We start from the raw sequence: 26,648 nt of genomic DNA on the forward strand, positions 1-26,648 counted from the left end.
CCAAAATGCTTTCAAGAGGTTTTTTTAAAAAAATTTTTCGTTTCCTGCGTGCTACACTCTTCCTCTTGTCTTCCTCTTTTTTGTCAAATAATTATGTCCCTCACCCGCGCCGTACTTGCCGCCCTGCTGGCTACCGCCTTCAGCGCCCAGGCCGCTTCAGACCTGCCTTACCCGGGCACCATCGTCCTGAAAGTGGATGCTTCCAACACCGCCCAAAACATCTTCCGTATCCGCGAAAGCATCCCGGCCAAGCCGGGCAAGTTGACGCTGCTGTATCCGCAATGGATCCCCGGCAACCACGGTCCTAGCGGCGCGATCAACCAGTTCGCCGGCCTCAAGGTCAGCGCCAACGGCCAGCCGCTGGCATGGCAGCGCGACCCGGTCAATGTGTACGCCTTCCACATCAACGTGCCGAAGGGCGCGAAAGGCGTGGAGGTGGAGTTCCAGTACCTGTCGCCGGTGGAAGCGAATCAAGGCCGCACCACCATGACCAACGATATCCTCGGCGTGCAATGGCAATCGGTGACGCTGTACCCGGCCGGCTACAACAGCCGCGATATCAAGGTGCAGCCGAACCTGACGGTGCCGGCCGGCTGGCAATACGGCAGCGCGCTGGAACAGCAGGCGCGCAATGGCGACGAGGTCGCCTTCAAGCCGCTCGACCTGGAAACCCTGATCGACTCGCCGCTGTTTGCCGGCCGCTACTTCCGCCAGATCGACCTTGATCCGGGCGCGAAAATCCCGGTGCGCCTGAACGTGGTGGCCGACTCGCCGGAGCAGCTGGAGGCCACGCCGGAACAGATCGCGCCGCACCGCGCGATGGTGCAGCAAGCCTACAAGCTGTTCAACTCGCAGCACTACCAGCACTACGATTTCCTGTTCGCCATCAGCGATGAATTTGGCGGCATTGGCCGCGAGCATCACCAGTCGAGCGAGAACGGCGTCAAGCTCGGCTACTTCACCGAGTGGAATAAATACGAGGCGCGGCGCGAGCTGCTGTCGCACGAATTCACCCACTCGTGGAATGGCAAGTTCCGCCGCCCGGCCGGCCAGAACGTGCCGGACTTCAATACCCCGCTGCAAAACGAACTGCTGTGGGTGTACGAGGGCCAGACCCAGTACTGGGGCGCGGTGCTGGCCGCGCGCTCGGGCCTGATCAAGGCCGAGCACACGCGCGACCTGCTCGCCGCCACCGCCGCCCGCTACGACAACGTCAAAGGCCGCGAATGGCGCGCGGTGCAGGACACCGTCAACGATCCTATCGTCAACGCGCGCCGTCCGCAGGGCTGGAACAACTGGCAGCGCGCCGAGGATTACTACTCGGAAGGCGAACTGATCTGGCTGGATGCCGACACCAAAATCCGCGAGCTGTCGGGCGAGAAAAAATCGCTCAACGATTTCGCGCGCCTGTTCTTCGGCGTCGATGACGGCGTCTACGTCGCCAGGCACTACACCTTTGAGGACGTGGTGAAAGCCCTCAACGCGGTCCAGCCTTACGACTGGGCGCCGTTCCTGCGCAGCCGCCTCGACGGCCACGGTCCGGGCGCGCCGCTGGACGGCCTGGCCCGCGCCGGCTGGAAGCTGGTCTACACCGAGAAACCGACCGACTTCCTGAAGGCACAGGAAGACCAGAGCAAGTCGGCCAACTTCCAGTACTCGCTGGGCTTCTCGGTGGCAGCGGATGGCAAGCTGGAAGCCTTGCAATGGGAAGGCGTGGGCTTCAAGGCCGGCCTGGCGGGCGGCAATGTGGTGGTGGCGGTGAACGGCCGCGCCTACAAGCCGGAACTGCTGCGCGCGGCGGTGACCGCCGCCAAGGGTACCAAGGAGCCGATCAAGCTGCTGATCAAGAAAGGCAGCCTGTACCAGGAAGTGGCGCTGGACTACCACGACGGCCTGAAGTACCCGCGCCTGGAGCGCATCGACGGCACGCCGGACCGCCTTGAGGCCATTTTGCAACCGTTGAAATAATTCTTCGGCAACAAGGAAAAGGGGGCGCTATACTGGCTTCATGCCCGACCGGAACGACGCCCCCACCCTCTCAAGCGCAGAGCTGGACCAGCTGCGCGAATCGGACCGCATTTTCCGTGCGCTGCTGGACAATGCGCCGGTGCTGATCTCGACCAAGAATCTGCAAGGCACGGTCACGATGGCCAACCGCCATTTCGAGATCCTCGATGGCTACGATGCTGCAACTTTCGTCGGCTCGAACGTGTTCCAGCTGTTCCCCCACGATATCGCCGAACAGCTGTGGCGCAACGACCGCCGCGCCGCGCTGGAAAAACGCGCCATCCACGAGGAAGAACAGGTCTACCACCGCGACAAGACCCTGCACACCTACGCCACCGTCAAATTCCCGCTGATGGATGCGGACGGCGTGGTGTACGCCACCTGCGCCGTCTCGGCCGACATCACCGATGCCCGCAGCGCCCGCCTCGACAGCGTCACCGACGAGCTGACCGGCTTGCATAACCGCCGCTATTACAACTTCCGCTTCAGGGAGGAACAGCAGCGCGCACGGCGCGACCAGCGCACCCTGACCTTGCTGCTGGCCGACGTCGACCGCTTCAAGGAATACAACGACACCTATGGCCATCCGCAGGGCGACACGGTGCTGCAAGCGGTGGCCGAATGCATGCGGCAAACCTTCCACCGCGCGGGCGACCTGTGCTTCCGCATCGGCGGCGACGAGTTCGCCTGCCTGTTTGCCAGCAGCGGCGAGGAAGAGAGCCTGGCGCTGGCCGAGCAGCTGCGCGCCTGCATGGCGGGACGGCAGATTGCGCATGCGGACAATCCACCGATGCAGCATGTGAGCTTGTCGCTGGGGCTGGCGTTCATCACGCCCGAGGTGGCGCTGACGCAGGAAGAAATCTACCGGCTGGCCGACCAGGCGCTGTACCGCGCCAAGCACCACGGCCGCAATACGGTCTCGCGCTGACGGCGCCGATTGGTGTATGCTGCGGCCATGAACAATGACACCGACATCCAACTGAGCGGCCCCTTCAAGGCCACCGACGGTTCCGGCCGTGCCCACGACGCCAAGGCGATCCGCATCTTCGACGAAGGTTATGGCGCGATCGATGTGTACGTCGACTTCAAGGCGCCCATCAGCGGCCTGCACAAGGACAAGGCGCTGATCGCCGCCGTGGTGGCGCAGCTGCGCACGGTCGGCTACAAAGGCCCGGAGCTGACCGCCGGCGACCCGGTACTGCAGGAAGCGCGCCTGCTGGTGCTGGAAGCGCCGGACGAATTCACCAGCTTTGCTGTCAGCAAGGGCTGGAAAGATTTGTCGGAAGACTTCTAAAACAAGTAGCGGTCGGCCCACATCGCGATCAGATTGGCGACGTAGATCGCGTCCTCGCGGCCGGTCAGCAGGTGGTCGGCGTCGTCGAGCGAGATGAAGCTCTTCGGATGTTTGGCGGCCGTGAAAATCTCCATCGCGTTGCCGAGGGCGACCGTGTCGTCGCCCGGCGCGTGCATCACCAGCAAGGCGCGGCGCAGGCCGGCGATCTTCAACTTCAAATTGTGCCCTTCCGCGTCCTCCACGAATTGCTGCTGGATGCGGAACGGCCGTCCCGCCAGTTGCACCTCCGCTTCGCCTGCGCGCGCAATTTCGTCCAGATGTTGGCTGAACATGCCGGTGACGTAGGTCGGATGGCTGGGCGCGGCGATGGTGACCACCGCCTTCACTTCCGGCATCTGGTCGGCGGCGGCCAGCGCGGCCGCGCCGCCGAGGCTGTGGCCGATCAGCAGGCGCGGGGCTTGATAGTTCTCGCGCAGGAAGTCGGCGGCGGCCACCAGGTCGTCCACGTTGGACGAGAAGTTGGTGTCGGCGAACTCGCCGCCGCTGGCGCCAAGGCCGGTAAAATCGAAGCGCAGCACGGCGATGCCGTGGTCGGTCAGCGCTTCGGCCACGCGGCGGGCGGCAAACACGTCCTTGCCGCAGGTGAAGCAATGGGCGAACAGCGCGTAGGCCTTGACTTCGCCGTCGGGGCCGTCGAGGCGCGCCGCCAGTTGGTGGCCGTGCGCGCCGATAAATTCTAATCGTAGGGATTTCATAAAGGGATAGTCAATGCGTTACCAACACTACAAAGGCGGAATCTACGAACTGGTGTGCGAAGCCACGCTGGAGTCCGACCTGTCGACCATGATTGTATATCGCGCCGCCAACGGCAGCATCTGGTGCCGTCCGCGCGAGGTGTTCTTCGAGATGATCGAAGTCGATGGCCAGCAGGTGCAGCGCTTCAAGCCGATCGACGCGGTTAATTAAATTAAGCGAACAGTCCTTGCAGATACCAGCGCGGTTCCTTGTCCCCTCGCTCCTTGAACAGCCAGTAGTGGGCGTGGTCTTCGCCTTGCGCCATGAAGTAGTCGCGGGTTTGCATCTCGCCCCACCAGCCGGCCTCGATGCGCTCGCCAGTGGAGCGGATCCGCAGCGGCGAGCCGTAGTACGGACGGTGGTCGCGCATCAGCAGCGGGATCGGCTTGGCCAGCAGCCAGGCCGGACGCGGCAGGCTGCCCATGTCCGGCGGCAGCTGGGCGCGCGCTTCGGCCGGGCGGACTTTGGTCTGGATGCTGATCCAGCTGTTGGCATGCTCGGGCCGGTAGTCGGCGCGCGGCACGGCTTGCAGCACGTTGTCCGCGCCGAGCCGTGCGGCCAGCAGTTCGAGCAGGCGTTGCCAGTCTTCCTTGCTGCCGCCCGGCTCGGGAAATAATGAATCGCTGAGCGGCGCCATCGGCTGCACTTGCGGCGCCTCGAGGCGCAGGCCGATCACCGGCGCGTCCAGCGTTTGCTTGGCGAGGCGCTCCTTCAGCAGCCGCACCAGGTGGCTGTCTTGCCAGGTGGGCTCGGCCAGCACGACTTCAATCACGGTGGGCGGCCCGGCGGTGCGGCCGCGCTCATGTTCCAACAGCAGGCGGATGCGCTCGACCGCCAGCTGGTGCGCGCTCAGCCATCCAGTCAGTTGCAGCAGCAGGCGATGGGCGCCGAACAGCAGCGCTTCGGCATTTTCCACGCGGTCGAACAATTCCATTTTGGCGTGGAAGCTGGCGGGGGCGGCCAGCCATTCATGCAGCTCGGGACGGGTGCCGTGGGCGTCGTCCAGCATGTCCAGCAAGGCGCGGCCGCAGCGGCGCTGCAAGCCGGGGCGCGGCAGGCGATACAAGTCGCCCAGGGTCATGCAGCCGACGCCTTCCAGCCAGCTCAGGTAGGGCCGCGCCGGCGGCAGCAGGTCGACCGGCAGCGCCTCGAGGCGGCGTTCCAGCGAGGCCATCTTCAAGGCGCGGCCGCTGTTGCTGCGCGCCAGCAGCCAGGCGCCGCGTGCCGTGGGGGCACAACTGAGCCAGCCGGTGAAGCCCAGCGCGCGCACGCTGTCGGCCACCTTGCGGCACAAGGCGCGGATACCGCCGAACAGGCGCAGGCTGGCGCCCACGTCCAGCAGCAGCGTGGCCTCCTCCGCTTGCGCCAGTTGCGGCGTGAACTGCAACAGCGCCATTGCCACCGCTTGCAATGCTTCCTGCTCGAGCGGCAAGGCGCGCTGCTGGAACTGCGACTGCGGCGCCAGCATGATGGCGCCGCCGCGCCGCAAGCCCAAATGCACGCCGGCGCCGTGGGCCGCATCGGACATGGCGATCACCCGCTCCTGCTCCAGCACTACCGTGCAGTTATCCTCCGACCAGCGCGGGCAGAATACTTCGAGCGGGAGCCGTGGCAGGTGTAGTGCTATCCAGAGGCGCATGACGTTGCAACAAAGAAGGCGTTAAGGGTAAAAACAAGGGCGTGTCGCGCTGCGGTCCTCGTCGCTTCACAAAGCCGATATCGATGCCGCCGGCCGCCGGCTTCAGCGACAGCCGCAACGGCGCGGGCGAGGCCTCCTGCGCCGCCGCCAGCGGCCGCAGCATGCAGAACAAGGTCTCGCCGCTTTGCGCCGCCAGATGCAGGCGGCGCAGCGTTTCGCCGCGCGCATGCTGTTGCCACAGCAGCAGCGCACCGCAACAGCCGCTGCGCAGGATTTGCTCGGCGGCCCACAGCGCATCGCTGGCCCTGGCGCCGCTGCGCACCCACAGCAGCTGCGACGGTTCGATGCCCAGGGCCGCCAGCGCCAGCGCTTGCGGCGCGTGCGGCGGTTGCAGCAGCACGATGGGCCGCTGGTCCAGCGCGGCCAGCACCGGCTGCAACAGGCGCAACTCGCCGATGCCGTGCTGCTGCACCAGCAGATCAATCAGCGTGCCGACCGGCCAGCCGCCGCCGGGCAGCTGCGCGGACAAGGCGGCGAAGCCTGTGTCCAGGCAGCGCGTGGCGCTTTGCGCGAGCTGGTCTGCCCGCCACAGGGACGGGTGCACGGTTTCCGGGAGAGTCATGGCATTGTATCGCAAATACTGTATAAATACACAGTACTCTTTGCACCGTTATTTGGCAAGGCTTATTCGTGTTTGCTGTACCATGCCATCAGAGCAATTATCAAAGGACATACTTTGCAAACCATACAACTGGTCGGCGCCATCCTGTTCGGACTGGCGCTGCTGCACACTTTCGCCGCCAAATCGTTCGAGGTGCTGTCGCACCGCCATCCGCGTCATGCCGGGCTGTTCCACCTGCTGGGTGAGGTCGAGGTGGTGTTCGGCTTCTGGGCCTTTGTGCTGATAATTGCGATGGCCCTGCTCAACGGCGGCCAGGCCGCGATTGCCTATGCCGAATCGCGCCAGTACACCGAACCCTTGTTCGTGTTCGTGGTGATGGTGGTGGCAGCGTCGCGGCCGGTGCTGGATATCATGCAGCGCGTGCTGCTGGCACTGGCGAAGCTGATGCCGGTGTCGAGCGAACTGGCGCTGGTGTGGTTCGGCATGGCGCTGGTGCCACTGGCCGGCTCGCTGATTACCGAGCCAGCCGCCATGACGCTCGCCGCGCTGATGCTTGCGCCGCTGATTTTCCGCGACGGCATGCCGGAATGGCTGAAGTATGCGGCGCTGGGCGTGCTGTTCGTGAACATCTCGATCGGCGGCCTGCTGACCGCCTACGCCGCGCCGCCGGTGCTGATGGTGGCCGCCACCTGGAATTGGGACAGCGCCTTCATGGCGTCGCAGTTCGGCTGGAAGGCCACGCTGGCGGTGCTGGTCAACGCGACGGCGATCAGTTTCGTGCTGCGCAAGCACCTGCGTGCGGCGGCCGATGCGGGCGTTGGCGCGAACAATGCGCCGGCGGCGGCGCCTGTGCCACTGATGGTCACGCTGATCCATCTTGGCTTCCTGGCGGCAGTGGTGGTGCTGGGCCATCACCCGGTGCTGTTCCTCGGCGTGTTCATGCTGTTCCTCGGATTCACCACGGCCTACCAGCGCTACCAGAATCCGCTGATCATCAAGGAAGGCCTGCTGGTGGGCTTCTTCCTGGCCGGGCTGGTGGTGCTGGGCGGGATGCAGCAATGGTGGCTGCAGCCGATCGTGGAAAGCCTGTCGCCGCTGGCGCTGTTCTTCGGCGCGATGAGCCTGACCGCGATCACCGACAACGCCGCCCTCACCTATCTCGGCTCGCTGATCGACGGCATGTCGGCCCATGCGCAATACATGCTGATGGCCGGCGCGGTAACCGGCGGCGGCCTGACCGTCATCGCCAACGCGCCCAACCCGGCGGGGGTCGCGCTACTGCGGCGCGGCTTCCACGACCAATCCATCGGCACCGTAGGCCTGCTGGCCGGCGCCCTGGCCCCTACCGCCTTAGCAGCGCTGGCGTTCCTGCTGCTCTGAAATTACGCTTGCGGCGCTTCGTTGGCCTCAAACAGGCGCGTTATCACGGCTTTCTGCTGCGCGCGGCAGGTGTCGGCCAGTATCCATTGCTCGCTGCCCGGAAAACGCAGCCATACGGCTTTCCAGGCGTTGCGGTTGCCGCTGCGGATTTCGCTGCCCTGAACCACGGCGAAATACGACGTGCGGCCGAAGCTGGCGCGCAGCCGAGTGCCTTCCGGCAGGAAGACTTGCTTCCATTGATAGCCGGCGTCGATCACGGCGTCCCGCTGCGCCTGCGCCGCAGGCTGCGGATTCATGTAGGCACGGATGGCGTCGCAAATCGGGGCTTCCATCTCCAGGCCGCACCAGTGCACCCCGATAAAGGCGCCAAATTCCTCCATCAACTCATTCGGCAAACGGTAGGGAAAGCTGAAAGTACCCATCATGGGGTCTCCGAAAAAAGGCATTTTACTAAGCGCTACTAATTCCGACTAAGCGTTACTAAAGCGCGCTATTTTTTACTAAAATATTAGAGTAGCCATATGCGCTTTTAGTTCGGAATATCGGCGATTAGTAATGCTTAGTACGGAATAGGAAATTTTAGTAAAACGCCGAAAAAAAAGACCCCACCCTATATATCCTTGCGCGTCACGTCGCCGTATCATCAGGTACGCAGGTGGCGGGCAAAAAACTCCAGCATCATTTTGCTGGCGTTCGGTCCTGCCTTGGCGTTGAAGGCCAGTGCCGGATCGCCGCCGCTCCAGGCGTGTTCCAGTTGGTCGACCAGGATGGCGCGCAGCATGAGTTTTCGGCCGACGTAGAAGTCGTGCATGCGGCTGCGTGGTTTGTCGGTGATCTTGGGCGGGCCTGCGAGGCGGTTGAGCAGCAGGCTTTGGCGCATCAACTGCGCCTGGTTGATGGGGCGGACTACGGTGTCGCTCTGGCCTTGTATCAGGATGGCAGGCATGCCGGGGAACTGTGTTGGCTGTTGCAGGATGTCGTGGGCGATGCTGTCGGTGCGCAGGCCAGCGCCGTGTTGCATGATGCCGATGCCGCTCAGGGTGCTATGGGCGGCGCCGAACACGGGACCGGAGTGGAGGCCCATTGCGGCGAACAGATCTGGATGGTTCAGCGCCAGGATGTTGGCCATACCGGCGCCAGCGGAGATGCCGGCGACGTAGATGCGGCGGCGGTCGATGGGATATTGCGTCAGCACTTTGTGGATCATGCTGATGATGGTGGGGACATCGCCGCCGCCGGCTTGGGTGGCGCGGTCGAACCATTTCCAGCAGCGTTGGGCGTGGTGGCTGGTGAGTTGCTGCGGGTAGAGGACTGCGTAGCCGGCTTTTTCGGCGTGCAGGTTCATGCGCGTACCTTGGGCGAATTGCGTGGCGCTTTGGTGACAGCCGTGCAGCATGACGATCAGGCCTTCGGGCGGTGTAAGGCGGTCCGGCAGGTAGAGCCAGTAGCGCATCTGCTGCCCGGCTGCGGTAGGGACGTGGGCGGATAGCCATTTACCCGGCGCGATGGCGGATGACGCGGACGACAACGTGCGCGGCTTGGCGGCGCGGATAAGCGGCATGGCGCCCGGGCGCGCAGCGGAGGCGCGCGTGGCCGGCGCAGCACCGGCGCCTGTGGCGCGGGGCTTGGCGGCGGCGCGTTTGCGCTTTGGCTTGGCTGGCGCGGTGGCGACGGCGATGAGTTTCGCTGTGCTCTTGCCGGCGCGGATCAGGCTTCGCAGCAGCTTGCCGGTGTTGACTTTCATTGCAACGTCCTCCTGTTGCAAATTAGTCTACCGAAAAGCTGCTGCGTGCAGCGTACGGCAGCGCGCTTAGCGCTGCATCGACTCCCATACTTTGAGCAAGCGCTTGGCCGATACCGGCATCGGCGTGCGCAGCTCCTGTGCGAACAGGGACACGCGCAGTTCTTCCAGCATCCAGCGGAATTCCACCATTTTCGGATCGGTGTTTTTGCCGGCCGATTTATCGCGGTTCGCGCGCTGCCACGCCGCTGCGGCTTGCTGCCACTCGGACATCAGTTTGGTGTCGCGCGCCGGATCGCCACGCAGTTTTTCGATGCGGACGTTCATCGCCTTCAGGTAGCGCGGGAAGTGTGCCAGCTGGCTGTACTCGTTCTCTTGCAGGAAGCGTTTGTGGACCAGGCCTTGCAACTGCTGTTGCATGTCTTGCGCCGCTTGCTGCGACAGGCCTTGCAGGCGTTTCGGCAAGCCGTGGAATTCGGTCAGCACTTGCGACAGCAGGCGCGCGATCTCGTTCACCAGCAGCACCAGGCGCGATTTGCCTTCGTCCTTGCGCTTGGCGAAGCTGGCGGCGTCGATCGGCAGCGGGTCCTGCAGGCAGGCGATATCCAGCGCTTTGTTGATGATCTGCTCGCGCAGTTCTTCCTGCGTGCCCATGCTCATGAACTGCATGCCCATTTGCTGCAGGTTGGGGATGCTCTTTTCGATGAACTTGATCTGGTCTTTCATCTGCAGGGCAAACAGGCGGCGCAGGCCCACCCGGTGCGTGCGCGCGGCAACCGTTGGATCGTCGAAGACTTCGAGGTCGCAGTGCGTGCCTTTGTCAACCAGTGCCGGGAAGCCGATCAGCGTGAGTTTGCCTTGGGCGATTTCCAGCAGTTCGGGCAGTTCGCCGAAGGTCCAGGAGGTCAGGTTGGTCAGGGTGATGTTGTTGGTCGCAGGCGGCGCCACTTCAGCATGGGCACCGGCCTTCGCCGGTGCGACGGTGCTCTTCGTCGGAGCGACGTTGCTCTTGGCCGGAACGACGGCGCGGGCGGCGACGGTCGATTGCGGGCCGGAGGCTTCGGCCATCTTCTGGAAGCTCTCGCGCGCTTGCGTGCCGTATTCGGCTTGCAGCGTCGCCAGGTTACGGCCCATGTCCAACTGGCGGCCATGCTCGTCGATCACTTTGAAGTTCATGAAGTGGTGCGCGGGCAACGTTTCCGGCTTGAAGTCGGTGGTCAGCGGCGTAATCGTAATCTGCTTGCGGATGTCGGCGATGATGGCGTCAATCAGCTCGCCACGGCCGAAGGCGTGCGCCTCCTCCACGCGCTCGCAGAACTTGGCCGCGTACTCCGGCAGCGGCACGCAGTGGCGGCGCAGTTTCTGCGGCAGGGACTTCAGCAGCAGGTGCACCTTCTCCTTCAACATGCCCGGCACCAGCCATTCGCAGCGTTCACGCGACAGCTGGTTCAGCGCATACAGCGGCACCGCCAGCGTCACGCCATCGCGCACGCTGCCCGGCTCGAAGTGGTAAGTCAGCGCCAGCTCAAGGCCGGCCGCGTTCATCTTCTTCGGGAACAGGTCGGTGGTGACGCCGGCCGCCTCGTGGCGCATCAGTTCATCGCGGTTCAGGAACAGCAGCTTCGGTTCCTTGGCCGTGACGTCCTTGTGCCACTTCTCGAAGCCAGCGCCATTGACCACGTCCGCCGGAATCAGCTTGTCGTAGAAGGCCGCGATCAATTCATCGTCCACCAGCACGTCCTGACGGCGCGACTTGTGCTCGAGGTTCTCAATCTCTTTTACCAGCTTGTGGTTGTGCGCGAAGAACGGTGCACGCGTCTCATAATCGCCGCCAACCAGCGCATCGCGAATGAAAATCTCGCGCGCTTCGGCAGGATTGAACAAGCCGTAGTTGATGCGGCGCTGGCTGTACACCACCAGCCCGTACAAGGTCGCACGTTCCGAGGCCGTCACCTGCGCCGAGCGTTTTTCCCAGCGCGGCTCGCCCCACGATTTCTTCAGCAGGTGGCCGCCGACCTTTTCCAACCACTCCGGCTGGATCTGCGCGATGCAGCGCGCGTAGAGGCGCGTGGTGTCGACCAGCTCCGCCGCCATCACCCACTTGCCCGGCTTTTTGCTCAGGTAGGAACCCGGCCAGATATTGAACTTGATGCCGCGCGCGCCGAGGAAGCCCGGATCGTCTTCCTGCTTGAAGCCGACGTTGCCCAACAATCCAGTCAACAGCGCCATGTGCAGGTTTTCATAGGTGGCCGGCGTTTCGTTCAGGCGCCAGCCCTGCTCCTTGACGATGGTGAGCAGTTGCGAGTGCACGTCGCGCCATTCGCGCAGGCGCAGTTGCGACAGGAAGTTAGTGCGGCAGTTGTCCTGCAGCTGGCGATTGGTCTTCTTGTGCTCAATCGCGTTTTCGAACCACTTCCAGATCTTGATGTAGCTGAGGAATTCGGACTTCTCGTCGGCGAACTTCTTGTGCGCCTCGTCGGCCGCCTGCTGGTGTTCCAGCGGACGGTCGCGCGGATCCTGCACCGACAGCGCCGAGGCGATGATCAGCACCTCGTTCAGGCAGACGTTGTCCAGCGCCGCCAGGATCATGCGGCCGACGCGCGGATCGAGCGGCAACTTGGCCAGCTTCTTGCCCAGTGGCGTGATCTGGTTGTACTCATCGACCGCGCCCAGTTCCTGCAGCAGCTGGTAGCCGTCCGCGATCGCGCGCGCCAGCGGCGGCTCGATGAAGGGGAAGGTCTCCACATCGGCCAGATGCAGGGTCTTCATGCGCAGGATGACGGAGGCCAGCGAGGAACGCAGGATTTCCGGCTCGGTGAATTTCGGACGCAGGTTGAAATCCTGCTCGTCGTACAGGCGGATGCACACGCCGTCGGCGACGCGGCCGCAGCGGCCGGCGCGCTGGTTGGCGGCCGATTGCGCGATCGGTTCGATCTGCAGCTGCTCTACCTTGTTGCGGTAGCTGTAGCGCTTGACGCGCGCCAGGCCGGCGTCCACCACGTAGCGGATGCCGGGCACGGTCAGCGAAGTCTCGGCCACGTTGGTGGACAGGACGATGCGGCGCGCATTGGTCAGCTTGAACACGCGCTCCTGCTCCTCGGCCGACAGGCGGGCGAACAGCGGCAGGATTTCCACATGCGGCGGATGGTGCTTGCGCAGCGCCTCGGCGGCGTCGCGGATCTCGCGCTCGCCCGGCAGGAACACCAGGATGTCGCCGGAGCCGATGCGCGCCAGTTCGTCGACGCTGTCGACCACCGCGTCCATCAGGTCACGCTTGTCGCGGGCGGCGGCGGTGCGGGCGCCCTTGCCTTCGGCGTTGGCGATGGCGGCGGCGTTGGCGCCGGCCGGCACGTCGCTCTCGATCGGGCGGTAGCGCACTTCCACCTTGTACAGGCGGCCCGAGACCTCGATCACCGGCGCCGGCTTCTCCGGCGTGCCAAAGTGGCGCGCGAAGCGGTCGGCGTCGATGGTGGCCGAGGTGATGATGATCTTCAGGTCCGGGCGGCGCGGCAGCAGCTGCTTCAGGTAGCCGAGCAGGAAGTCGATGTTCAGGCTGCGCTCGTGCGCCTCGTCGATGATGATGGTGTCGTAGGCCTTGAGCAGCGGGTCGCTCTGGGTTTCGGTCAGCAGGATACCGTCGGTCATCAGCTTGACCGAGGCGCCTTTTTGCAGCGTGTCGGCAAAGCGCACCTTGAAGCCCACGTGCTCGCCCAGCGGCGAGCCCAGTTCCACGGCGATGCGCTTGGCGGTCGAGGAAGCGGCGATGCGGCGCGGCTGGGTGTGGCCGATCAGGCCTTTCTGGCCGCGTCCCAGTTCCAGGCAAATCTTCGGCAACTGGGTGGTCTTGCCGGAACCGGTTTCACCCGAGACGATGATGACCTGATTATTTCGCAACGCTTCGGCGATCTCGTGGCGACGGCCGGAGACCGGCAGGTCTTCCGGGAAGGTAATCGGCGGCAGCGGATTACGGAAATTGCGCTCGGCCTCGCGCGCAGCTTGTTCCTCCGGCGTCAGGCGCGGCTTGGGCTCACGGCGCGGCCCGCGCCCTTGCGGAGGGCGATTGGCAGCGGTTTGAGGGCTGGAAGACGGTTTTTGTGGCTTGTTGCTGGCTTCTGACATTGTTTTTTACAAAGGTATTTGGCGCGGACGTCGCGCCCCGAATTATAATGCGGCTAATGGAAAACCCTACCCAATTCGTCCAATGGCTGCGCTCCGTCGCGCCCTACATCCACGCTTTCCGCGGCAAGACCTTCGTGGTCGCCTTCCCCGGCGAACTGGTGGCCGCCGGCGCCTTGCCGGTGCTGGCCCACGATTTGTCGCTGCTGCACGCGCTCGATATCAACGTCACCGTGATCTACGGCTCGCGCCCGCAGGTGGCCGAACAACTGGCCCTGCGTAACGTCGAAGGCCGCTTCCACAACGGCCTGCGCATCACCGACACCGCCGCGATGGAATGCGCCAAGGAAGCGGCCGGCGAACTGCGGCTCGACATCGAGGCCGCGTTCAGCCAGGGCTTGCCGAACACGCCGATGTCGAACGCGGCAATCCGTATCATTTCCGGCAACTTCATCACCGCCAAGCCGCTCGGCGTGATCGACGGCGTCGACCTCGAGCTGACCGGCGTCACCCGCAAGGTCGACGCCGAGACCATCCACTCGATCCTCGGCTCGGACGGCCTGGTGCTGCTGTCGCCGCTGGGCTTCTCGCCGACCGGCGAGGCGTTCAACCTGACGATGGAAGACGTGGCCTGCTCGACCGCCATCGCGCTGCACGCCGACAAGCTGATCTTCATCACCGAAACGCCGTTGATGACCGACGCTGCCGGCGCCGAAATCCGCGAACTGTCCTCGCACCAGGCCGAAGCCGTGCTGCAGGCCGGCTTCCTGCCCGACGCCACCGCGTTCTATCTCAAGCACTGCATCAAGGCCTGCGACAACGGCGTCGAGCGCTCGCACATCGTCTCGTTCGACATGGACGGCTCGGCGCTGCTGGAACTGTTCACCCACGACGGCGTGGGCACCATGATCTCGCACGAGAACCTCGAATCGCTGCGCACCGCCACCATTGAAGACGTGGGCGGCATCATCAAGCTGATCGAACCGCTGGAGGCGGACGGCACGCTGGTCAAGCGCGGGCGCGAGCTGATCGAGCGTGAAATCGAGATGTTCTCGGTGATCGAGCACGATGGCGTGATCTTCGGCTGCGCCGCGCTGTACCCGTTCCCGGAGCAGAAAATGGCCGAAATGGCGTGCCTGACCGTCAACCCGGAAGTGCAAGGCCAGGGCGACGGCGACCGCATCCTCAAGCACATGGAAAACCGGGCGCGCGCGCTGGGCGTGCAAAAGCTGTTCGTGCTGACCACCCGCACCGCGCACTGGTTCATCAAGCGCGGCTTCGCGCCGGCCACCGTGGACGCCCTGCCGAAGGACCGTCAGCGCATGTACAACTGGCAGCGCAAATCCCAGGTTCTGATTAAGACCTTATAATCTCGTTTTTAGATTCGCTTTAGGAGCAACCCACATGGCCCGCACCGTTCAATGCATTAAACTCAACAAGGAAGCCGAGGGCTTGGACTTCCCGCCGTATCCGGGTGAACTGGGTAAGAAGATTTACGAGCAGGTATCGAAGGAAGCGTGGGCGGCATGGCTCAAGCACCAGACCATGCTGGTCAACGAAAACCGCCTGAACCTGGCCGACCAGCGTGCCCGCAAATACCTGGCCACGCAGATGGAAAAACACTTCTTCGGCGACGGCGCCGATGCGGCGCAGGGTTACGTGCCGCCAGCGGAGTAACGTCGTCATTCCGGCGCAGGCCGGAATCCAATTGGGTCCCGGCCTGCGCCGGGACGACATATCAGAACTTCAGCGTCTTCACGCCTTCCGCAGTCCCCAGCAGGCAGACATTGGCGCCGCGCGCGGCAAACAAGCCCACCGCAATCACACCGACGATCTGGTTGATCTTCTCTTCCAACGCCTTCGGCTCGGTAATCGACAGCCCCGCCACATCCAGCAGATAGCCGCCGTTATCGGTCACAAACGCCTCGTCCGTACCCGGCTTCAAACGCAGCTTCGGCGTGCCGCCCAGCTTGACCAGCTCACGCGCCACCGAGGCGCGCGCCATCGGAATCACTTCCACCGGCAGCGGGAACTTGCCCATCACGTCCACCAGCTTCGAACCATCGGCGATGCAGACGAACTGCTTGGCCACCGAGGCCACGATCTTCTCGCGCGTCAGCGCCGCGCCGCCGCCCTTGATCATGGCGCCGGAGTTATCGATTTCGTCGGCGCCGTCGATGTACACCGCCATTTCCGCCACGTCGTTCAAGTCGAACACTTCGATGCCGTGACCGCGCAGGCGGGCCGCAGTCGCTTCCGACGACGCCACGGTGCCCTTGATCTTGTGCTTGATCTTGGCCAGTTCGTCGATGAAGAAATTGGCGGTGGAGCCGGTGCCGACGCCGATGATCTGGTTTTCCACCACATAGGCAATGGCTTCACGGGCTACGGCTTGTTTCAGTTCGTCTTGGGTCATGATAAATCTATAAGAGATGGGAAAATCGGGAATGGCGCTATTTTACCACCGCGCTTTTTGCTCAAAAATTGCGCTGAGACAACACGGGCAACATTGCGGTGTAGCAGACTTGCACAAGCTGGTCTCCAAGCGGGCCGGATATGCGAGAATGACCACAAGACCATCGCCGGGGATAAGACATGACAACTACCAAAACAGTCTTGATTGTCGATGACAGCCGCGTCTCGCGCATGATGGCGCGGCAGTACATCGCCGGCCTGCGCGCCGACTGGATCGTCGAGGAGGCCGGCACCGGCGAGGAATCGCTGGTCAAGGCGCGCCACGTGGCGCCGGACCTGATCCTGATGGACGTCAACATGCCCGGCATGGGCGGCATCGCCGCCGCCGAACAGCTGCGCCAGGAATTCCCCAGCGTGCCGATCTCGCTGCTGACGGCCAACGTGCAAACGGCCACCCGCGAACGCGCCAGCGCGATGGGCATCGGCTTTGTCGAGAAGCCGATCACCGAGGCGCGCATCGCCCAGCTGCTGGCCACGCTGGAAGCGGCGTAACCATGTTCAACCTGAGCGAACTGGAAAACGACGCCCTGATCGAGATCTTCAACATCGGCGTGGGCCAGGCGGCGGCCTCGATGAGCGCCATCGTCAATGAGGCGGTGCGCATGTCGGTGCCCTCGATCAGCTTCATCCCGCGCGCCGAGGCGGCGCGCCTGCTGGGCCAGAGCGACGGCGCGCCCGAGCGCATCTGCGGCGTCAGCCAGCACTTCGACGGCGCCTTCGAGACCGAGGCCATCCTCATGTTCCCGGAAGACAAAAGCCTGGAAATCGTGCGCCTGATGGTGGGCGAAGCGGTGCCGCTCAAGGAGCTGACCGACATGGAGCAGGAGGCCATGTGCGAGATCGGCAACATCATGCTCAACTCCTGCGTCGGCACGCTGGCCAATATCTTCCAGCGCGAGCTGCAAGGCTCGCTGCCGCAGTACCACGTCGGCACCAGCGACGAAATCCTCACCGCCACCGGCAGCGCGGCCGGCAGCGTGGTGCTGATGCTGCACATCGACTTCCTGCTCGAGAAGCACCAGATCCACGGCTACGTCGCCTTCGTGCTGGACCTGTCGGCGCTGCACGACTTGAAAGAGCAGATCAACCTCTACATCGCGCGCGCGATGGGCCAGGGGTGAGGCAGCCATGACGCCGCAGCGCCTGCCCCTGCTGGAGAGCGTGTTCTGCGCGGTGAGCCTGGGCGCCATTGTGCTCGATCAAGAGCGCCGCATCGTGCTGTGGAATGCCTGGATGGTGCGCCATTCGGGGCTGGCGCACGAGCAGGTGCTGGGGCACGACTTGTTCGAGATCTGCCACGGCCTGCGCGGCGGGCGGGTGGACGCGGCGATCCAGCATGCGCTGCACAACAACTTCCCGTCGCTGCTGTCGCAGACCCTGAACAAGGCGCCGTTCGCGCTGTACGCGCGCGGCGAACGCATCCAGCAGGCGCTGGAAGTGACGCCGATCGCGGTGGACGGCGCGGCGCGCCACTGCCTGATCCAGATCAGCGATGTCAGCATCGCGGTGGGCCGCGAAAAGCTGCTGCGCGAGCAGGCGATGGTGCTGCGCTCGCAGACCTTCTCGGACGGCCTGACCGGCATCGCCAACCGCCGCCACTTCGACGTGGCGATGGAAAAGGAACACCGGCGCGCCAAGCGCAGCAGCACGCCGCTGACGCTGCTGATGATCGACATCGACCACTTCAAGGCCTACAACGACCATTACGGCCACCAGAAAGGCGACCAGTGCCTGATCCAGGTGGCGGCCGCGCTGGCGGGCATGCTGAAGCGGCCGTGCGACCTGATGGCGCGCTACGGCGGCGAGGAATTCGCCATGATCCTGCCCGAGACCGACGTCGAGCAGGCGATGCTGATGGCCGATGCGATCCGCGCGCGGGCGCAGGAGCTGGCGATCCCGCATGAGCGCAGCAGCGACGCCTCGCAGCTGGTGACGGTCAGCATCGGCATCGCCACCCAGAAGGCCGACGCGCCGGTGGAGATCGAAGCGCTGATCGGCAGCGCCGACCGCGCGCTGTACCAGGCCAAGCGCGGCGGCCGCAATCGCATCGCCACCGTGTAACGTCCCGCCTCAATTCCAGATCCGGTAAATCCAGTAGCGCTCATCGGTGGAGGCCAGCACGCGCGCCAGTTCGCCGGGCGTGTGGCCGGTGATTTCGCGCGCCTCGCGGCACAGGTGCGCCTGATCCGCGTAGCCGCCGCGCGCCGCGATATCGGACCACACCGGCTTGCCGTTCATGAATTCCTCGCGCGCCTCGAAGAAGGACAACTCGGCGCGCTGCAAGCGCAATAGCTTGCGCAGCGGCTGCCCTGCCCTGGCCTTGATGCGGCGCTCGATATTGCGCACGCCGCGTCCCAGCGCGGTATCGGCCGCCTGCGCCGCCATGTGGCGCACCCAGTCGCCGGCCACCGCGGTGGCGCTGGCGCCGCCGGGACGGGCGGCCTGCCAGCGCGGTTCGAGGAAGGCTTCAACCAGCGCCACGCCCTCGCGCGGCGCGGCCAGCACCGCATCGCTCAGGGCCAGCCACTCCGGCCCCAGCGCCTGCTCGACCGGCGCCCAGCGGTCCACCCACTGCGACACATCAAGGCCGAACATGGCGTGCAGCACCTGCGGATAGAACATCACCATCAGCACCCGCACCGGTCCCGGATTGTAGGTCACGATGGGCCGCGTTTGCGGGCCGCAGAACACCACGCGGATGCGCTCCTGCGGCGCGTTGGCCGGCTCCACCACTTCGGCCTCGCCGTCGATGTAGTAGGTAATCGAACAGTGCGGCGTGGCGGGGAAATGGTTGTAGCGGTCCTGCGCCTCGGCCAGCGGCGCTTCGAGCGTGCTGCGCTCGATGTAGGCGCGCACGCAGGACGCCAGCGACTTGCGCGGGAAGATCAGGCGGGTGCTCAGTTGGGCGGGATTCATGTCAAATAGTTTATACCATGTCGGAATCGTTCAATACGCGCACCGCTGGACGGGCGCACACTAAGGCATCGTCAACAGAGGAAGCCCGACATGCAGACCGCACTGACCGCTGAACTTCGCCACATGAACGACCTGCCCGGACCGCGTCCGTGGCCGCTGGCCGGCAACTTGCCGCAGATGCGGCCATTGCGCATTCATCAGGATGTGGAGGCGTGGAGCAAGCAATACGGCCCGCTGTTTACGATCCGCTTCGGCCGCGCGCCGATCCTGGTGGTGTCCAGCCATGAACTGGTGAGCGCGGTGCTGCGCGACCGGCCCGACGGCTTCCGCCGGCCCTCGATTACCGCCCATATCTCCGATGAGATGGGCGGCCTGCCCGGCGTGTTCCTGGCCGAAGGCGCGGCGTGGCGCGACCAGCGGCGCATGGTGATGGCGGCGCTGGCGCCGCATGCGGTGAAAGCTTACTTTCCGTCGCTGGTGTCGGTGGCGCAGCGCCTGCAACGGCGCTGGCGGCAGGCCGCGCGCGACGGCGCCGTCATCGACCTGGCCGAGGATTTGAAGCGCTACAGCGTAGACGTCATCGCCGGGCTGGCGTTTGGCACCGAGGTCAATACCATCGACGGCGGCGAGGATGTGATCCAGCGCCATATGGACGTGGTGCTGCCGGCGGTGGCGCGGCGCTCGATCGCGCTGTTCCCGTACTGGCGCTATCTGAAGCTGCCGCAGGACCGGCAGCTGGACGCCAGCCTGCTGGCGTTGCGCAAGGCGGTGGATGACCTGATCGCTGCGGCGCGCGCGCGGCTGGCGGCGCAACCGCAGCGGCGCCAGCGTCCGGCCAACCTGCTCGAAGCGATGATCTGCGCGGCCGAGGAAGGCGGCAGCGGCGTCGATGACGTGGCGGTGGCGGGCAACGTCACCACCATGCTGCTGGCAGGCGAGGACACCACCAGCAATTCACTGGCATGGATGCTGTATCTGCTGCAGCGGAATCCCTCGGCGATGCAAAAGGCGCGCGAGGAGGTGCTGCGCGTGGCGCCGGACCCGGATGCGTTCAGCATCGAGCAGATGGATGCGCTGGACTATCTCGACGCCTGCGCGCAGGAAGCCATGCGCCTCAAGCCGGTGGCGCCGTTCATTCCGCTGGAAGCCCTGCGCGACAGTGTGGTGGGCGACGTGCAGGTGCCGAAAGGCGGCTTGCTGTGGTGCGTGATGCGCAACGACAGCGTGTCGGACGCGCACGTTCCCAACGCCGCCGACTTCCGCCCGGAACGCTGGCTGCAACAAGGCGAGCAAAGCATCAACAAGCACGTCTCCATGCCGTTCGGCGCCGGCGTGCGCACCTGTCCCGGCAGATATCTGGCCTTGCTGGAAATCAAACTGGCCAGCGCCATGCTGCTCTCCAGCTTCGGCATTCAGTCCATCGACACCGCCACCGGCGCCGCTCCGGAAGAACTCATGGGCTTCACCATGTCACCGATAGGATTGCAGATGCGCCTTGAAGCCGACCACGCCGGGCTCCAGATCTGACTTCAGCGTCATCGCCGGAATGTCGTAGTCGCCGTGGTTCTGGCGGCGGTACGGAATCGGCGGCGTGGCCGCCAGCGTGTCGAGCCGGTGTTCCAACGCTTTGCTCAAAGCCGCAAAACGATCCTGGTCCATGCTGCCGGCGCGGTAGACCAGGAACGGCGGCAACACGTCCATGCCCGGATAGAACAGCATCCCGTGATGGATAGGGAACAGCAGATCCTCCACCGCGCCGTTGATGCCGCGCGGGGCGTAGTGTGACTCCCAGCCGCCGGTGGTCACCATCAGCATGGCGCGCTTGCCAGCCAGCGAGCCTTCGCCATAGCGGTCGCCCCAGCGCTTGTCGGAGTGCTCGCCGATGCCGTAGCCGAAGCCCAGCGTGTACACGCGGTCGAACCAGCCCTTCATGATGGCGGGCATGGAGAACCACCACAACGGGAACTGGAAAATCACCGTATCGGCCCAGCGCAGCTTTTCCTGCTCGCGCAGGACATCGGCGCGGTGATGTTCGCGTTCCGGGATTTCGCTGGCGGCCAGCGTGGCGTTCCACTCCATCGCATACAGGTCGGACACTTGCACCGAGTGGCCGGCGGCCTCCAGATGCTGCACGGCGTGGTTTTTCAGCGCGGCGTTCAGCGAGTTGCGATCGGGGTGGGCATAGACAATCAAGACGTTCATGTGAGACTCCATAAAAACCTCAGCATAGGCCCGCATCAGGTATAGTAGAAATGAATTCCCAGTATTCCAGCTATAGACATGAATAATCTCAGGCGCCTCGACCTCAACCTGCTGGTGACGCTGGACGTGCTGCTGTCCGAGCATAACGTCACGCGCGCGGCGGAACGGCTGAACTTTTCGCAGCCGTCGATCAGCGTGCACCTGGCCAAACTGCGCGACATTTTTGGCGATCCGCTGTTGCTGCCAGGCCCGCGCGGCATGCGCCCGACCGCCCGCGCCGAAGAGCTGCGCGAGCCATTGCGACTGGCGCTGGAAGCGCTGAGCGCCGCCGTCTCCCCGGCTGCCGCCTTCGATCCGGCGCAAGCGCAAAACACCTGGCGGGTGGCGGCCACCGACTATGCAGAATCGACCATCCTGCTACCGGCAATGGCCGGGCTGCGCAGCGCGGCGCCCGGCACGCGGCTGGCCGTGCTGGAACTGGCGCCGCCGCACATCGTCCGGCAGGCGGAACAAGGCATCATCGACCTCGCCTTCCACACCAGCGAAGATGCGCCGCAAGGCATGCGCCACCGCCGGCTGTTCAAGGAGCACTACGTCCTCGCGGGCCGCACCGGCCATCCGCGCCTGAAGCGCAAGCCGACGCTCAAACAATTCTGCGAACTGGAACACGTGATCGTCTCGCCGGACGGCGGCGGCTTCAGCGGCGCCACCGACAAAGCGCTGGCGCAAGCGGGCATGACGCGGCGCGTGGCGCTATCTGTGCCGCACTTCCTGTTCGTGATCTCGGCACTGGCCAGCACCGACCTGGTGGCGATGCTGCCGGAGCGGCTGGTGCGCGACAACCCGGCCCTGCGCGTAGTGCCGCCGCCGGTCGACATCCCCGGCTACGAAATGGCCATGCTCTGGCACGAACGCTCGCACCGCGACCCAGCCCACCAATGGCTGCGCGAGCACATCGCCCGCAGCGTTAGCACATAAAAAAACGACGCCGTAGCGTCGTTTGGGGAGTTAGCCGCGCAGGGCGCTGGCTGCTTTTGCCAGTTCGGTGATTTTGTCCCATTCACCGTTGGCCATCAGGTCTTTTGGCGTCAGCCAGGAGCCGCCGACGCAGGCCACGTTCTTCAGTTTCAGGAACTGTGGCGCGGTCTCGATCGAGATGCCGCCGGTCGGGCAGAAGGTGATGTCCGGCAGCGGGCCGCCGATGCCGTTCAACATGCCCACGCCGCCCGCCGGCACCGCCGGGAACAGCTTGAGCTGCTTGAAGCCCTGTTCGCGCGCCACCATCACTTCCGACGGCGTCATCACGCCCGGCAGCAGCGGCAGGCCGCTGCTCTTGGCGGCGGCGATCAGCGCCGGGGTCAGGCCCGGCGACACGCCAAACACCGCGCCCGCATCGCGCGAGGCGGCGAATTCTTCCGGCTGGGTCAGGGTGCCGACGCCGACGATGGCGCCTTCCACTTCCGACATCGCCTTGATCGCACCCAGGCCGTGCTTGGTGCGCAGGGTCACTTCCAGCACGCGGATGCCACCGGCCACCAGCGCTTTCGCCAGCGGTACGGCGTGGTCAGGATCATCGATCGCGATCACAGGGATCACGGCCGAAGTACGCATAATATCGAGCAGGGACAGAGTCATATCAGGCTTCTTTCTTGGTCGAGAAATCTTCATCGGAACCCGGCACGGTATTACCGACCGGTTCTTTTTCATGCAGGTTCACCGTGGTGGCGATCGGCGACGGCAGCGGGAAGGTGGTGGCGCCCTTCTCCGCTTCGCACACGCTGTTGCGGAACATCGAGAACAGTTCGCGGCCCATGCCCACGTGGTTCACCGACATGTCGGCGCTGGCCATCGAGCGTGCGTGCCACGCGGCGGAATCCACCAGCGCTTCCAGCGTGCCGGTTTCAGCGCAGACCTTGATGATGTCGCCATCGCGCACCAGGCCCAGCGGGCCGCCCGCCAGGATCTCAGGCGACACGTGGATCGCCGCCGGCACCTTGCCCGAGGCACCCGACATGCGGCCATCGGTCACCAGCGCTACCTTGCGGCCGGCGTCCTGCAGATTGGCCAGCGCCGGGGTCAGCGCGTGCAGTTCCGGCATGCCGTTGGCGCGCGGGCCCTGGAAGCGCAGCACGGCCACGAAGTCGCGGTCCAGCTGACCGGCCTTGTACGCATCCATGAAATCTTCCTGCGAATTGAACACCAGCGCCGGCGCCTGCACCGTGCGGTGCTCCGGCTTCACGGCCGACACCTTCATCACGGCGCGGCCCAGGTTACCCTGCACCAGCACCATGCCGCCGTCTGGCGAGAATGGGTTGGTATGCTTGCGCAGCACTTTCTCGTCGCCCGATTCAGCTGGCGAATCCTTGAACACCACGCCTTTGTCGCCCTCGCCCAGGAACGGCTCGGCGCAGTGCTTGCGCAAGCCCTTGCCCAGGATGGTGGTGACGTCGTCGTGCAGCAGGCCCGCGTCCAGCAGTTCGCGGATCACGAAACCGGTGCTGCCGGCGGCGTGGAAGTGGTTCACGTCCGCTTCGCCGTTCGGGTAGATGCGGCACAGCAGCGGCACCACTTTCGACAGCTCGTCGAAGTCGTTCCAGTCGATCACCACGCCGGCCGCCTTGGCAATCGCCGGCAGGTGCAGCGTATGGTTGGTCGAGCCGCCGGTGGCCAGCAGCGCGACGATGGCGTTGACGATGGCCTTCTCGTCGACCACGTGGCCGACCGGGATGTATTCGTTGCCCTGGTCGGTGATGACGGCGGCGCGCTGCGCGGCAGCCTTGGTCAGTTCATCGCGCAGCGGCGTGTTCGGGGTGATGAAGGCGGCGCCCGGCAGGTGCAGGCCCATGACTTCCATCAGCATCTGGTTGGAGTTGGCGGTGCCGTAGAAGGTACAGGTGCCGGCGCCGTGGTAGGACTTCGACTCGCCTTCCAGCAGCTCGGCGCGGCCGGCCTTGCCCTGCGCGTACAGCTGGCGGATCTTGGCTTTTTCGGAATTCGACAGGCCAGTGGTCATCGGGCCGGCCGGCACGAATACCGCCGGCAGGTGGCCGAAGTGCAGCGCGCCGATCAGCAGGCCCGGCACGATCTTGTCGCACACGCCGAGGTACAGCGCGGCGTCGAACATATTGTGCGACAGCGCCACGGCGGCCGACATCGCAATCGCGTCGCGCGAGAACAGGGACAGCTCCATGCCCGGCTGGCCCTGGGTCACGCCGTCGCACATGGCAGGCGTGCCGCCGGCGTATTGCGCCACCGCGCCCACTTCGCGCACGGCTTGCTTGATGATTTCAGGATAACGCTCGAACGGCTGGTGCGCCGACAGCATGTCGTTGTAAGCCGAGACAATCGCCACCGACGGCTTCTTCACTTCCTTCAGCACCAGCTTGTCGTTGGCCGGGAAGGCCGCGAAGCCGTGCGCCAGGTTGGTACAGGCCAGCGTGCCGCGTTGCGGGCCTTTGACACGGGCCGCCTCGAGGTGGGCCAGGTACGCGCCGCGCGATGGTTTGCTGCGTTGGATGATGCGATTGGTGACTTTTTCCAGGACTGGATGCAACGCCATGATCGTTCCTTATGAATGGTTTCCGTGAAATTTTACTACAAAATCGCAAATTTCAATGGCTTTTCTTAGGCCGATCCACCCTTTGCAACATCCCGCTGGGGCAGAAATATTCGGGTGCGCACTAGCAAACCGTAGTGAATTTACCTGATTTTCCTGTATCATTCGGCCATCCCCCTCCCTACCTACGACATTATGCGCCAGCCTGCACTGACCACTACTGCGAGCTTCAAAGCCCTGGAATCCCACGCCGCCGATGCCAAACACTGGCAACTGCGCCAATTGTTCGCCGCCGACGCCGAGCGTTTCCCGAAACTGACGGTCGACGCGGCCGGCCTGTTCCTCGATTATTCGAAGAACCGCCTCGACGCCACCACCATCGGCCTGCTGCTGGACCTGGCCCGTGAGCGCGGCGTGGAACGCCAGCGCGACGCCATGCTGAGCGGCGAGAAAATCAATCTTACCGAACAACGCGCCGTCCTGCACACCGCGCTGCGTATGCCGCGCGGCAAAGCGCTGGTGGTGGACGGCCAGGACGTCAACGCCGACGTGCACGCGGTGCTGGACCACGTCAAGGAATTCACCGACCGCGTACGCAACGGCCAGTGGCTGGGCTACAGCGGCAAGCCGATTACCGACATCGTCAACGTCGGCATCGGCGGCTCGGACCTGGGCCCGAAGATGGCGGTGCTGGCACTGCGCTCGTATGCGCATCCGCGCCTGAAAATGCACTTCGTGTCCAACGTCGACGGCCATGACATGGACGCCGCGCTGGCGCAGGTCAATCCTGAGACCACGCTGTTCATCATCGCGTCGAAAACCTTCACCACCGCCGAGACCATGCTGAACGCGAACACCGCGCGCACCTGGTTCCTGCAAAACGGCGGTGCGCAGGACAATCTGACCAAGCACTTCGTGGCCGTGTCGACCAACGCCAAATCGGTGGCGGAATTCGGCATCGATACCGCCAATATGTTCCCGTTCTGGGACTGGGTCGGCGGCCGTTACTCGGTGTGGTCGGCGATTGGCCTGTCGGTGGCGCTGGCGGTGGGCTTCGGCTACTTCAGCGACTTCCTGGCCGGCGCGCACGCGATGGACGAACACTTCCGCGAGGCGCCGCTGGAACAGAACATGCCGGTGCTGCTGGCGATGGTCGGCTTCTGGAACCGCCAGTTCCTGAATGCAGGCTCGCTGTCGATCGCGCCTTACCATCAGGATTTGAACCGCTTCCCGGCCTACCTGCAACAGCTGGACATGGAATCGAACGGCAAGCGCATCACCCGCAGCGGCGGCGAAGTCGATACCGTTACCTGCCCGGTGGTGTGGGGCGAGTGCGGCACCAACGCGCAACACGCTTACTTCCAGCTGCTGCACCAGGGTACTGACGTGACGCCGATGGACTTCATCGCCGCACTGCGCGCCACGCACGACCTGGCAGGCCATCACGATGCGCTGCTGGCGAACTGCTTCGCGCAATCGGAAGCCTTCATGACCGGCAAGACCGCCGATGAAGTGCGCGCCGACCTGGCAGGCTCGAACCTGAGCGCCGAGGAAATCGAAGCGCTGGTGCCGCACAAGACCTTCCCGGGCAACCGTCCGTCCAACACCATTTTGATGGACCAACTGACGCCGGCCGCACTGGGCGCGCTGATCGCGCTGTACGAGCACAAGACCTTTGTGCAAGGCGTGATCTGGGACGTGAACAGCTTCGACCAGTGGGGCGTGGAGCTGGGCAAGGTGCTGGCCAAGAACATCCAGTCGGAGCTGACCGGCGAAGTAAAACCGGAACGTCACGACAGCTCGACCAATGGCCTGATCTTCATGGCGAAAGCGGCGCAACACATTTAACCGACCACCCCGTCGCCCCGGCTCAGGCCGGGGCCCAATTGGCTTCCGGCCTGCGCC

24 protein-coding genes are annotated in these 26,648 nt (G+C 64.6%); 13 read left to right on the top strand and 11 right to left on the bottom strand.

All coding sequences use genetic code 11. The annotated features are described in order from the left end of the window. The first annotated feature begins 93 nt into the window (after positions 1 to 93). Genes BMZ70_RS12445 through BMZ70_RS12455 form a run of 3 tightly spaced genes read left to right on the top strand, consistent with a single transcriptional unit; the run spans position 94 to position 3,301 of the window. Entirely contained in the window at positions 94 to 1,968 is a 1,875-nt protein-coding gene (locus BMZ70_RS12445; RefSeq protein WP_092274380.1) for a M61 family metallopeptidase, read from the top strand. Between the two features lie 40 nt (positions 1,969 to 2,008). Next, positions 2,009 to 2,935: a sensor domain-containing diguanylate cyclase gene (locus BMZ70_RS12450; RefSeq protein ID WP_092274383.1), complete on the top strand. Its 927-nt coding sequence runs from the start codon at positions 2,009 to 2,011 to the stop codon at positions 2,933 to 2,935. A 27-nt stretch (positions 2,936 to 2,962) separates the two neighbouring features. Continuing rightward, a complete protein-coding gene (locus BMZ70_RS12455; RefSeq protein WP_092277803.1) occupies positions 2,963 to 3,301 on the top strand; it encodes a hypothetical protein in 339 nt (112 codons plus the stop codon). On the opposite strand, the gene BMZ70_RS12460 is transcribed toward BMZ70_RS12455, so the two are convergent. Continuing rightward, entirely contained in the window at positions 3,298 to 4,056 is a 759-nt protein-coding gene (locus BMZ70_RS12460; RefSeq protein ID WP_092274386.1) for an alpha/beta hydrolase family protein, read from the bottom strand. The genes BMZ70_RS12455 and BMZ70_RS12460 overlap by 4 nt on opposite strands. Before the next feature lie 13 nt (positions 4,057 to 4,069). Here BMZ70_RS12460 and BMZ70_RS12465 point away from each other — a divergent pair, with 13 nt between their 5' ends. Beyond that, positions 4,070 to 4,267, top strand: coding sequence for a DUF1653 domain-containing protein (locus tag BMZ70_RS12465; RefSeq protein ID WP_092274389.1), 198 nt, complete (start codon positions 4,070 to 4,072; stop codon positions 4,265 to 4,267). Between the two features lies 1 nt (position 4,268). Here BMZ70_RS12465 and BMZ70_RS12470 read toward each other — a convergent pair whose 3' ends face one another. Further along, positions 4,269 to 5,735: a Y-family DNA polymerase gene (locus BMZ70_RS12470; RefSeq protein ID WP_092274394.1), complete on the bottom strand. Its 1,467-nt coding sequence runs from the start codon at positions 5,733 to 5,735 to the stop codon at positions 4,269 to 4,271. After that, positions 5,662 to 6,357 (bottom strand): translesion DNA synthesis-associated protein ImuA, encoded by a 696-nt coding sequence (gene imuA, locus BMZ70_RS12475; RefSeq protein WP_092274397.1) that lies wholly within the window; start codon positions 6,355 to 6,357, stop codon positions 5,662 to 5,664. The genes BMZ70_RS12470 and imuA overlap by 74 nt, the downstream gene beginning before the upstream one ends. A gap of 114 nt (positions 6,358 to 6,471) precedes the next feature. Between imuA and BMZ70_RS12480 the strand changes: the two genes are divergently transcribed. Then, positions 6,472 to 7,737, top strand: coding sequence for a putative Na+/H+ antiporter (locus BMZ70_RS12480; protein ID WP_092274400.1), 1,266 nt, complete (start codon positions 6,472 to 6,474; stop codon positions 7,735 to 7,737). 2 nt (positions 7,738 to 7,739) lie between these two features. Here the strand turns inward: BMZ70_RS12480 and BMZ70_RS12485 are convergent, their stop codons facing one another. From BMZ70_RS12485 to hrpA, 3 genes are all read right to left on the bottom strand, one after another. After that, positions 7,740 to 8,162 carry a hypothetical protein gene (locus BMZ70_RS12485; RefSeq protein WP_092274403.1) on the bottom strand — a complete coding sequence of 141 codons (423 nt, stop codon included), beginning with the start codon at positions 8,160 to 8,162 and terminating at the stop codon, positions 7,740 to 7,742. Positions 8,163 to 8,380: 218 nt separating this feature from the next. Beyond that, complete coding sequence (locus BMZ70_RS12490) at positions 8,381 to 9,481, bottom strand: extracellular catalytic domain type 1 short-chain-length polyhydroxyalkanoate depolymerase (RefSeq protein ID WP_165403481.1); 1,101 nt, start codon at positions 9,479 to 9,481, stop codon at positions 8,381 to 8,383. A 66-nt stretch (positions 9,482 to 9,547) separates the two neighbouring features. Beyond that, positions 9,548 to 13,597 carry an ATP-dependent RNA helicase HrpA gene (gene hrpA / locus BMZ70_RS12495; protein WP_092274406.1) on the bottom strand — a complete coding sequence of 1,350 codons (4,050 nt, stop codon included), beginning with the start codon at positions 13,595 to 13,597 and terminating at the stop codon, positions 9,548 to 9,550. A gap of 56 nt (positions 13,598 to 13,653) precedes the next feature. Here hrpA and argA point away from each other — a divergent pair, with 56 nt between their 5' ends. Further along, positions 13,654 to 14,964, top strand: a complete 1,311-nt coding sequence (gene argA, locus BMZ70_RS12500) for an amino-acid N-acetyltransferase (RefSeq protein ID WP_092274409.1) — start codon at positions 13,654 to 13,656, stop codon at positions 14,962 to 14,964. Positions 14,965 to 14,998: 34 nt separating this feature from the next. Next, a complete protein-coding gene (locus tag BMZ70_RS12505; RefSeq protein WP_092274412.1) occupies positions 14,999 to 15,271 on the top strand; it encodes an oxidative damage protection protein in 273 nt (90 codons plus the stop codon). Between the two features lie 61 nt (positions 15,272 to 15,332). Here the strand turns inward: BMZ70_RS12505 and rpiA are convergent, their stop codons facing one another. Further along, on the bottom strand, positions 15,333 to 16,010 hold the full coding sequence (gene rpiA, locus BMZ70_RS12510) for a ribose-5-phosphate isomerase RpiA (protein WP_092274415.1): 678 nt from the start codon (positions 16,008 to 16,010) through the stop codon (positions 15,333 to 15,335). A 179-nt stretch (positions 16,011 to 16,189) separates the two neighbouring features. On the opposite strand from rpiA, the gene BMZ70_RS12515 reads away from it, so the two are divergent. Genes BMZ70_RS12515 through BMZ70_RS12525 form a run of 3 tightly spaced genes read left to right on the top strand, consistent with a single transcriptional unit; the run spans position 16,190 to position 18,130 of the window. Then, the gene (locus tag BMZ70_RS12515; protein WP_092274417.1) at positions 16,190 to 16,561 is read left to right on the top strand and encodes a response regulator; all 372 of its coding nucleotides are present in this window, start codon (positions 16,190 to 16,192) and stop codon (positions 16,559 to 16,561) included. Between the two features lie 2 nt (positions 16,562 to 16,563). Then, a complete protein-coding gene (locus tag BMZ70_RS12520) occupies positions 16,564 to 17,190 on the top strand; it encodes a chemotaxis protein CheC (protein ID WP_092274419.1) in 627 nt (208 codons plus the stop codon). Positions 17,191 to 17,197: 7 nt separating this feature from the next. Next, entirely contained in the window at positions 17,198 to 18,130 is a 933-nt protein-coding gene (locus BMZ70_RS12525; protein ID WP_092274421.1) for a sensor domain-containing diguanylate cyclase, read from the top strand. 9 nt (positions 18,131 to 18,139) lie between these two features. Here BMZ70_RS12525 and BMZ70_RS29210 read toward each other — a convergent pair whose 3' ends face one another. Next, positions 18,140 to 18,985, bottom strand: coding sequence for a helix-turn-helix domain-containing protein (locus BMZ70_RS29210; protein WP_092274424.1), 846 nt, complete (start codon positions 18,983 to 18,985; stop codon positions 18,140 to 18,142). A 90-nt stretch (positions 18,986 to 19,075) separates the two neighbouring features. Between BMZ70_RS29210 and BMZ70_RS12535 the strand changes: the two genes are divergently transcribed. Next, positions 19,076 to 20,512 carry a cytochrome P450 gene (locus BMZ70_RS12535; RefSeq protein ID WP_092274427.1) on the top strand — a complete coding sequence of 479 codons (1,437 nt, stop codon included), beginning with the start codon at positions 19,076 to 19,078 and terminating at the stop codon, positions 20,510 to 20,512. Here BMZ70_RS12535 and BMZ70_RS12540 read toward each other — a convergent pair. Beyond that, the gene (locus BMZ70_RS12540) at positions 20,456 to 21,187 is read right to left on the bottom strand and encodes an NAD(P)H-dependent oxidoreductase (RefSeq protein ID WP_092274430.1); all 732 of its coding nucleotides are present in this window, start codon (positions 21,185 to 21,187) and stop codon (positions 20,456 to 20,458) included. The two genes, BMZ70_RS12535 and BMZ70_RS12540, sit on opposite strands and share 57 nt — an antisense overlap. A 78-nt stretch (positions 21,188 to 21,265) precedes the next feature. On the opposite strand from BMZ70_RS12540, the gene BMZ70_RS12545 reads away from it, so the two are divergent. Next, complete coding sequence (locus BMZ70_RS12545) at positions 21,266 to 22,165, top strand: LysR family transcriptional regulator (protein ID WP_092274433.1); 900 nt, start codon at positions 21,266 to 21,268, stop codon at positions 22,163 to 22,165. Between the two features lie 30 nt (positions 22,166 to 22,195). Here BMZ70_RS12545 and eda read toward each other — a convergent pair whose 3' ends face one another. After that, positions 22,196 to 22,822, bottom strand: coding sequence for a bifunctional 4-hydroxy-2-oxoglutarate aldolase/2-dehydro-3-deoxy-phosphogluconate aldolase (gene eda, locus BMZ70_RS12550; RefSeq protein ID WP_092274436.1), 627 nt, complete (start codon positions 22,820 to 22,822; stop codon positions 22,196 to 22,198). Between the two features lies 1 nt (position 22,823). Next, positions 22,824 to 24,746 (bottom strand): phosphogluconate dehydratase, encoded by a 1,923-nt coding sequence (gene edd / locus BMZ70_RS12555; protein ID WP_092274439.1) that lies wholly within the window; start codon positions 24,744 to 24,746, stop codon positions 22,824 to 22,826. A 192-nt stretch (positions 24,747 to 24,938) separates the two neighbouring features. On the opposite strand from edd, the gene pgi reads away from it, so the two are divergent. After that, a complete protein-coding gene (gene pgi, locus BMZ70_RS12560) occupies positions 24,939 to 26,591 on the top strand; it encodes a glucose-6-phosphate isomerase (RefSeq protein WP_092274442.1) in 1,653 nt (550 codons plus the stop codon). Positions 26,592 to 26,648 lie beyond the last annotated feature (57 nt).

The sequence above is a fragment of the Duganella sp. CF402 genome (assembly GCF_900109645.1).
Classification (GTDB): Bacteria; Pseudomonadota; Gammaproteobacteria; order Burkholderiales; family Burkholderiaceae_D; genus Rugamonas.

Coding starts and splice junctions, on each gene's coding strand:
- BMZ70_RS12445 (WP_092274380.1), top strand. CDS start 94: ATGTCCCTCACCCGCGCCGTACTTGCCGCCCTGCTGGCTACCGCCTTC.
- BMZ70_RS12450 (WP_092274383.1), top strand. CDS start 2,009: ATGCCCGACCGGAACGACGCCCCCACCCTCTCAAGCGCAGAGCTGGAC.
- BMZ70_RS12455 (WP_092277803.1), top strand. CDS start 2,963: ATGAACAATGACACCGACATCCAACTGAGCGGCCCCTTCAAGGCCACC.
- BMZ70_RS12460 (WP_092274386.1), bottom strand. CDS start 4,056: ATGAAATCCCTACGATTAGAATTTATCGGCGCGCACGGCCACCAACTG.
- BMZ70_RS12465 (WP_092274389.1), top strand. CDS start 4,070: ATGCGTTACCAACACTACAAAGGCGGAATCTACGAACTGGTGTGCGAA.
- BMZ70_RS12470 (WP_092274394.1), bottom strand. CDS start 5,735: ATGCGCCTCTGGATAGCACTACACCTGCCACGGCTCCCGCTCGAAGTA.
- imuA (WP_092274397.1), bottom strand. CDS start 6,357: ATGACTCTCCCGGAAACCGTGCACCCGTCCCTGTGGCGGGCAGACCAG.
- BMZ70_RS12485 (WP_092274403.1), bottom strand. CDS start 8,162: ATGATGGGTACTTTCAGCTTTCCCTACCGTTTGCCGAATGAGTTGATG.
- BMZ70_RS12490 (WP_165403481.1), bottom strand. CDS start 9,481: ATGAAAGTCAACACCGGCAAGCTGCTGCGAAGCCTGATCCGCGCCGGC.
- hrpA (WP_092274406.1), bottom strand. CDS start 13,597: ATGTCAGAAGCCAGCAACAAGCCACAAAAACCGTCTTCCAGCCCTCAA.
- argA (WP_092274409.1), top strand. CDS start 13,654: ATGGAAAACCCTACCCAATTCGTCCAATGGCTGCGCTCCGTCGCGCCC.
- BMZ70_RS12505 (WP_092274412.1), top strand. CDS start 14,999: ATGGCCCGCACCGTTCAATGCATTAAACTCAACAAGGAAGCCGAGGGC.
- rpiA (WP_092274415.1), bottom strand. CDS start 16,010: ATGACCCAAGACGAACTGAAACAAGCCGTAGCCCGTGAAGCCATTGCC.
- BMZ70_RS12515 (WP_092274417.1), top strand. CDS start 16,190: ATGACAACTACCAAAACAGTCTTGATTGTCGATGACAGCCGCGTCTCG.
- BMZ70_RS12520 (WP_092274419.1), top strand. CDS start 16,564: ATGTTCAACCTGAGCGAACTGGAAAACGACGCCCTGATCGAGATCTTC.
- BMZ70_RS12525 (WP_092274421.1), top strand. CDS start 17,198: ATGACGCCGCAGCGCCTGCCCCTGCTGGAGAGCGTGTTCTGCGCGGTG.
- BMZ70_RS29210 (WP_092274424.1), bottom strand. CDS start 18,985: ATGAATCCCGCCCAACTGAGCACCCGCCTGATCTTCCCGCGCAAGTCG.
- BMZ70_RS12535 (WP_092274427.1), top strand. CDS start 19,076: ATGCAGACCGCACTGACCGCTGAACTTCGCCACATGAACGACCTGCCC.
- BMZ70_RS12540 (WP_092274430.1), bottom strand. CDS start 21,187: ATGAACGTCTTGATTGTCTATGCCCACCCCGATCGCAACTCGCTGAAC.
- BMZ70_RS12545 (WP_092274433.1), top strand. CDS start 21,266: ATGAATAATCTCAGGCGCCTCGACCTCAACCTGCTGGTGACGCTGGAC.
- eda (WP_092274436.1), bottom strand. CDS start 22,822: ATGACTCTGTCCCTGCTCGATATTATGCGTACTTCGGCCGTGATCCCT.
- edd (WP_092274439.1), bottom strand. CDS start 24,746: ATGGCGTTGCATCCAGTCCTGGAAAAAGTCACCAATCGCATCATCCAA.
- pgi (WP_092274442.1), top strand. CDS start 24,939: ATGCGCCAGCCTGCACTGACCACTACTGCGAGCTTCAAAGCCCTGGAA.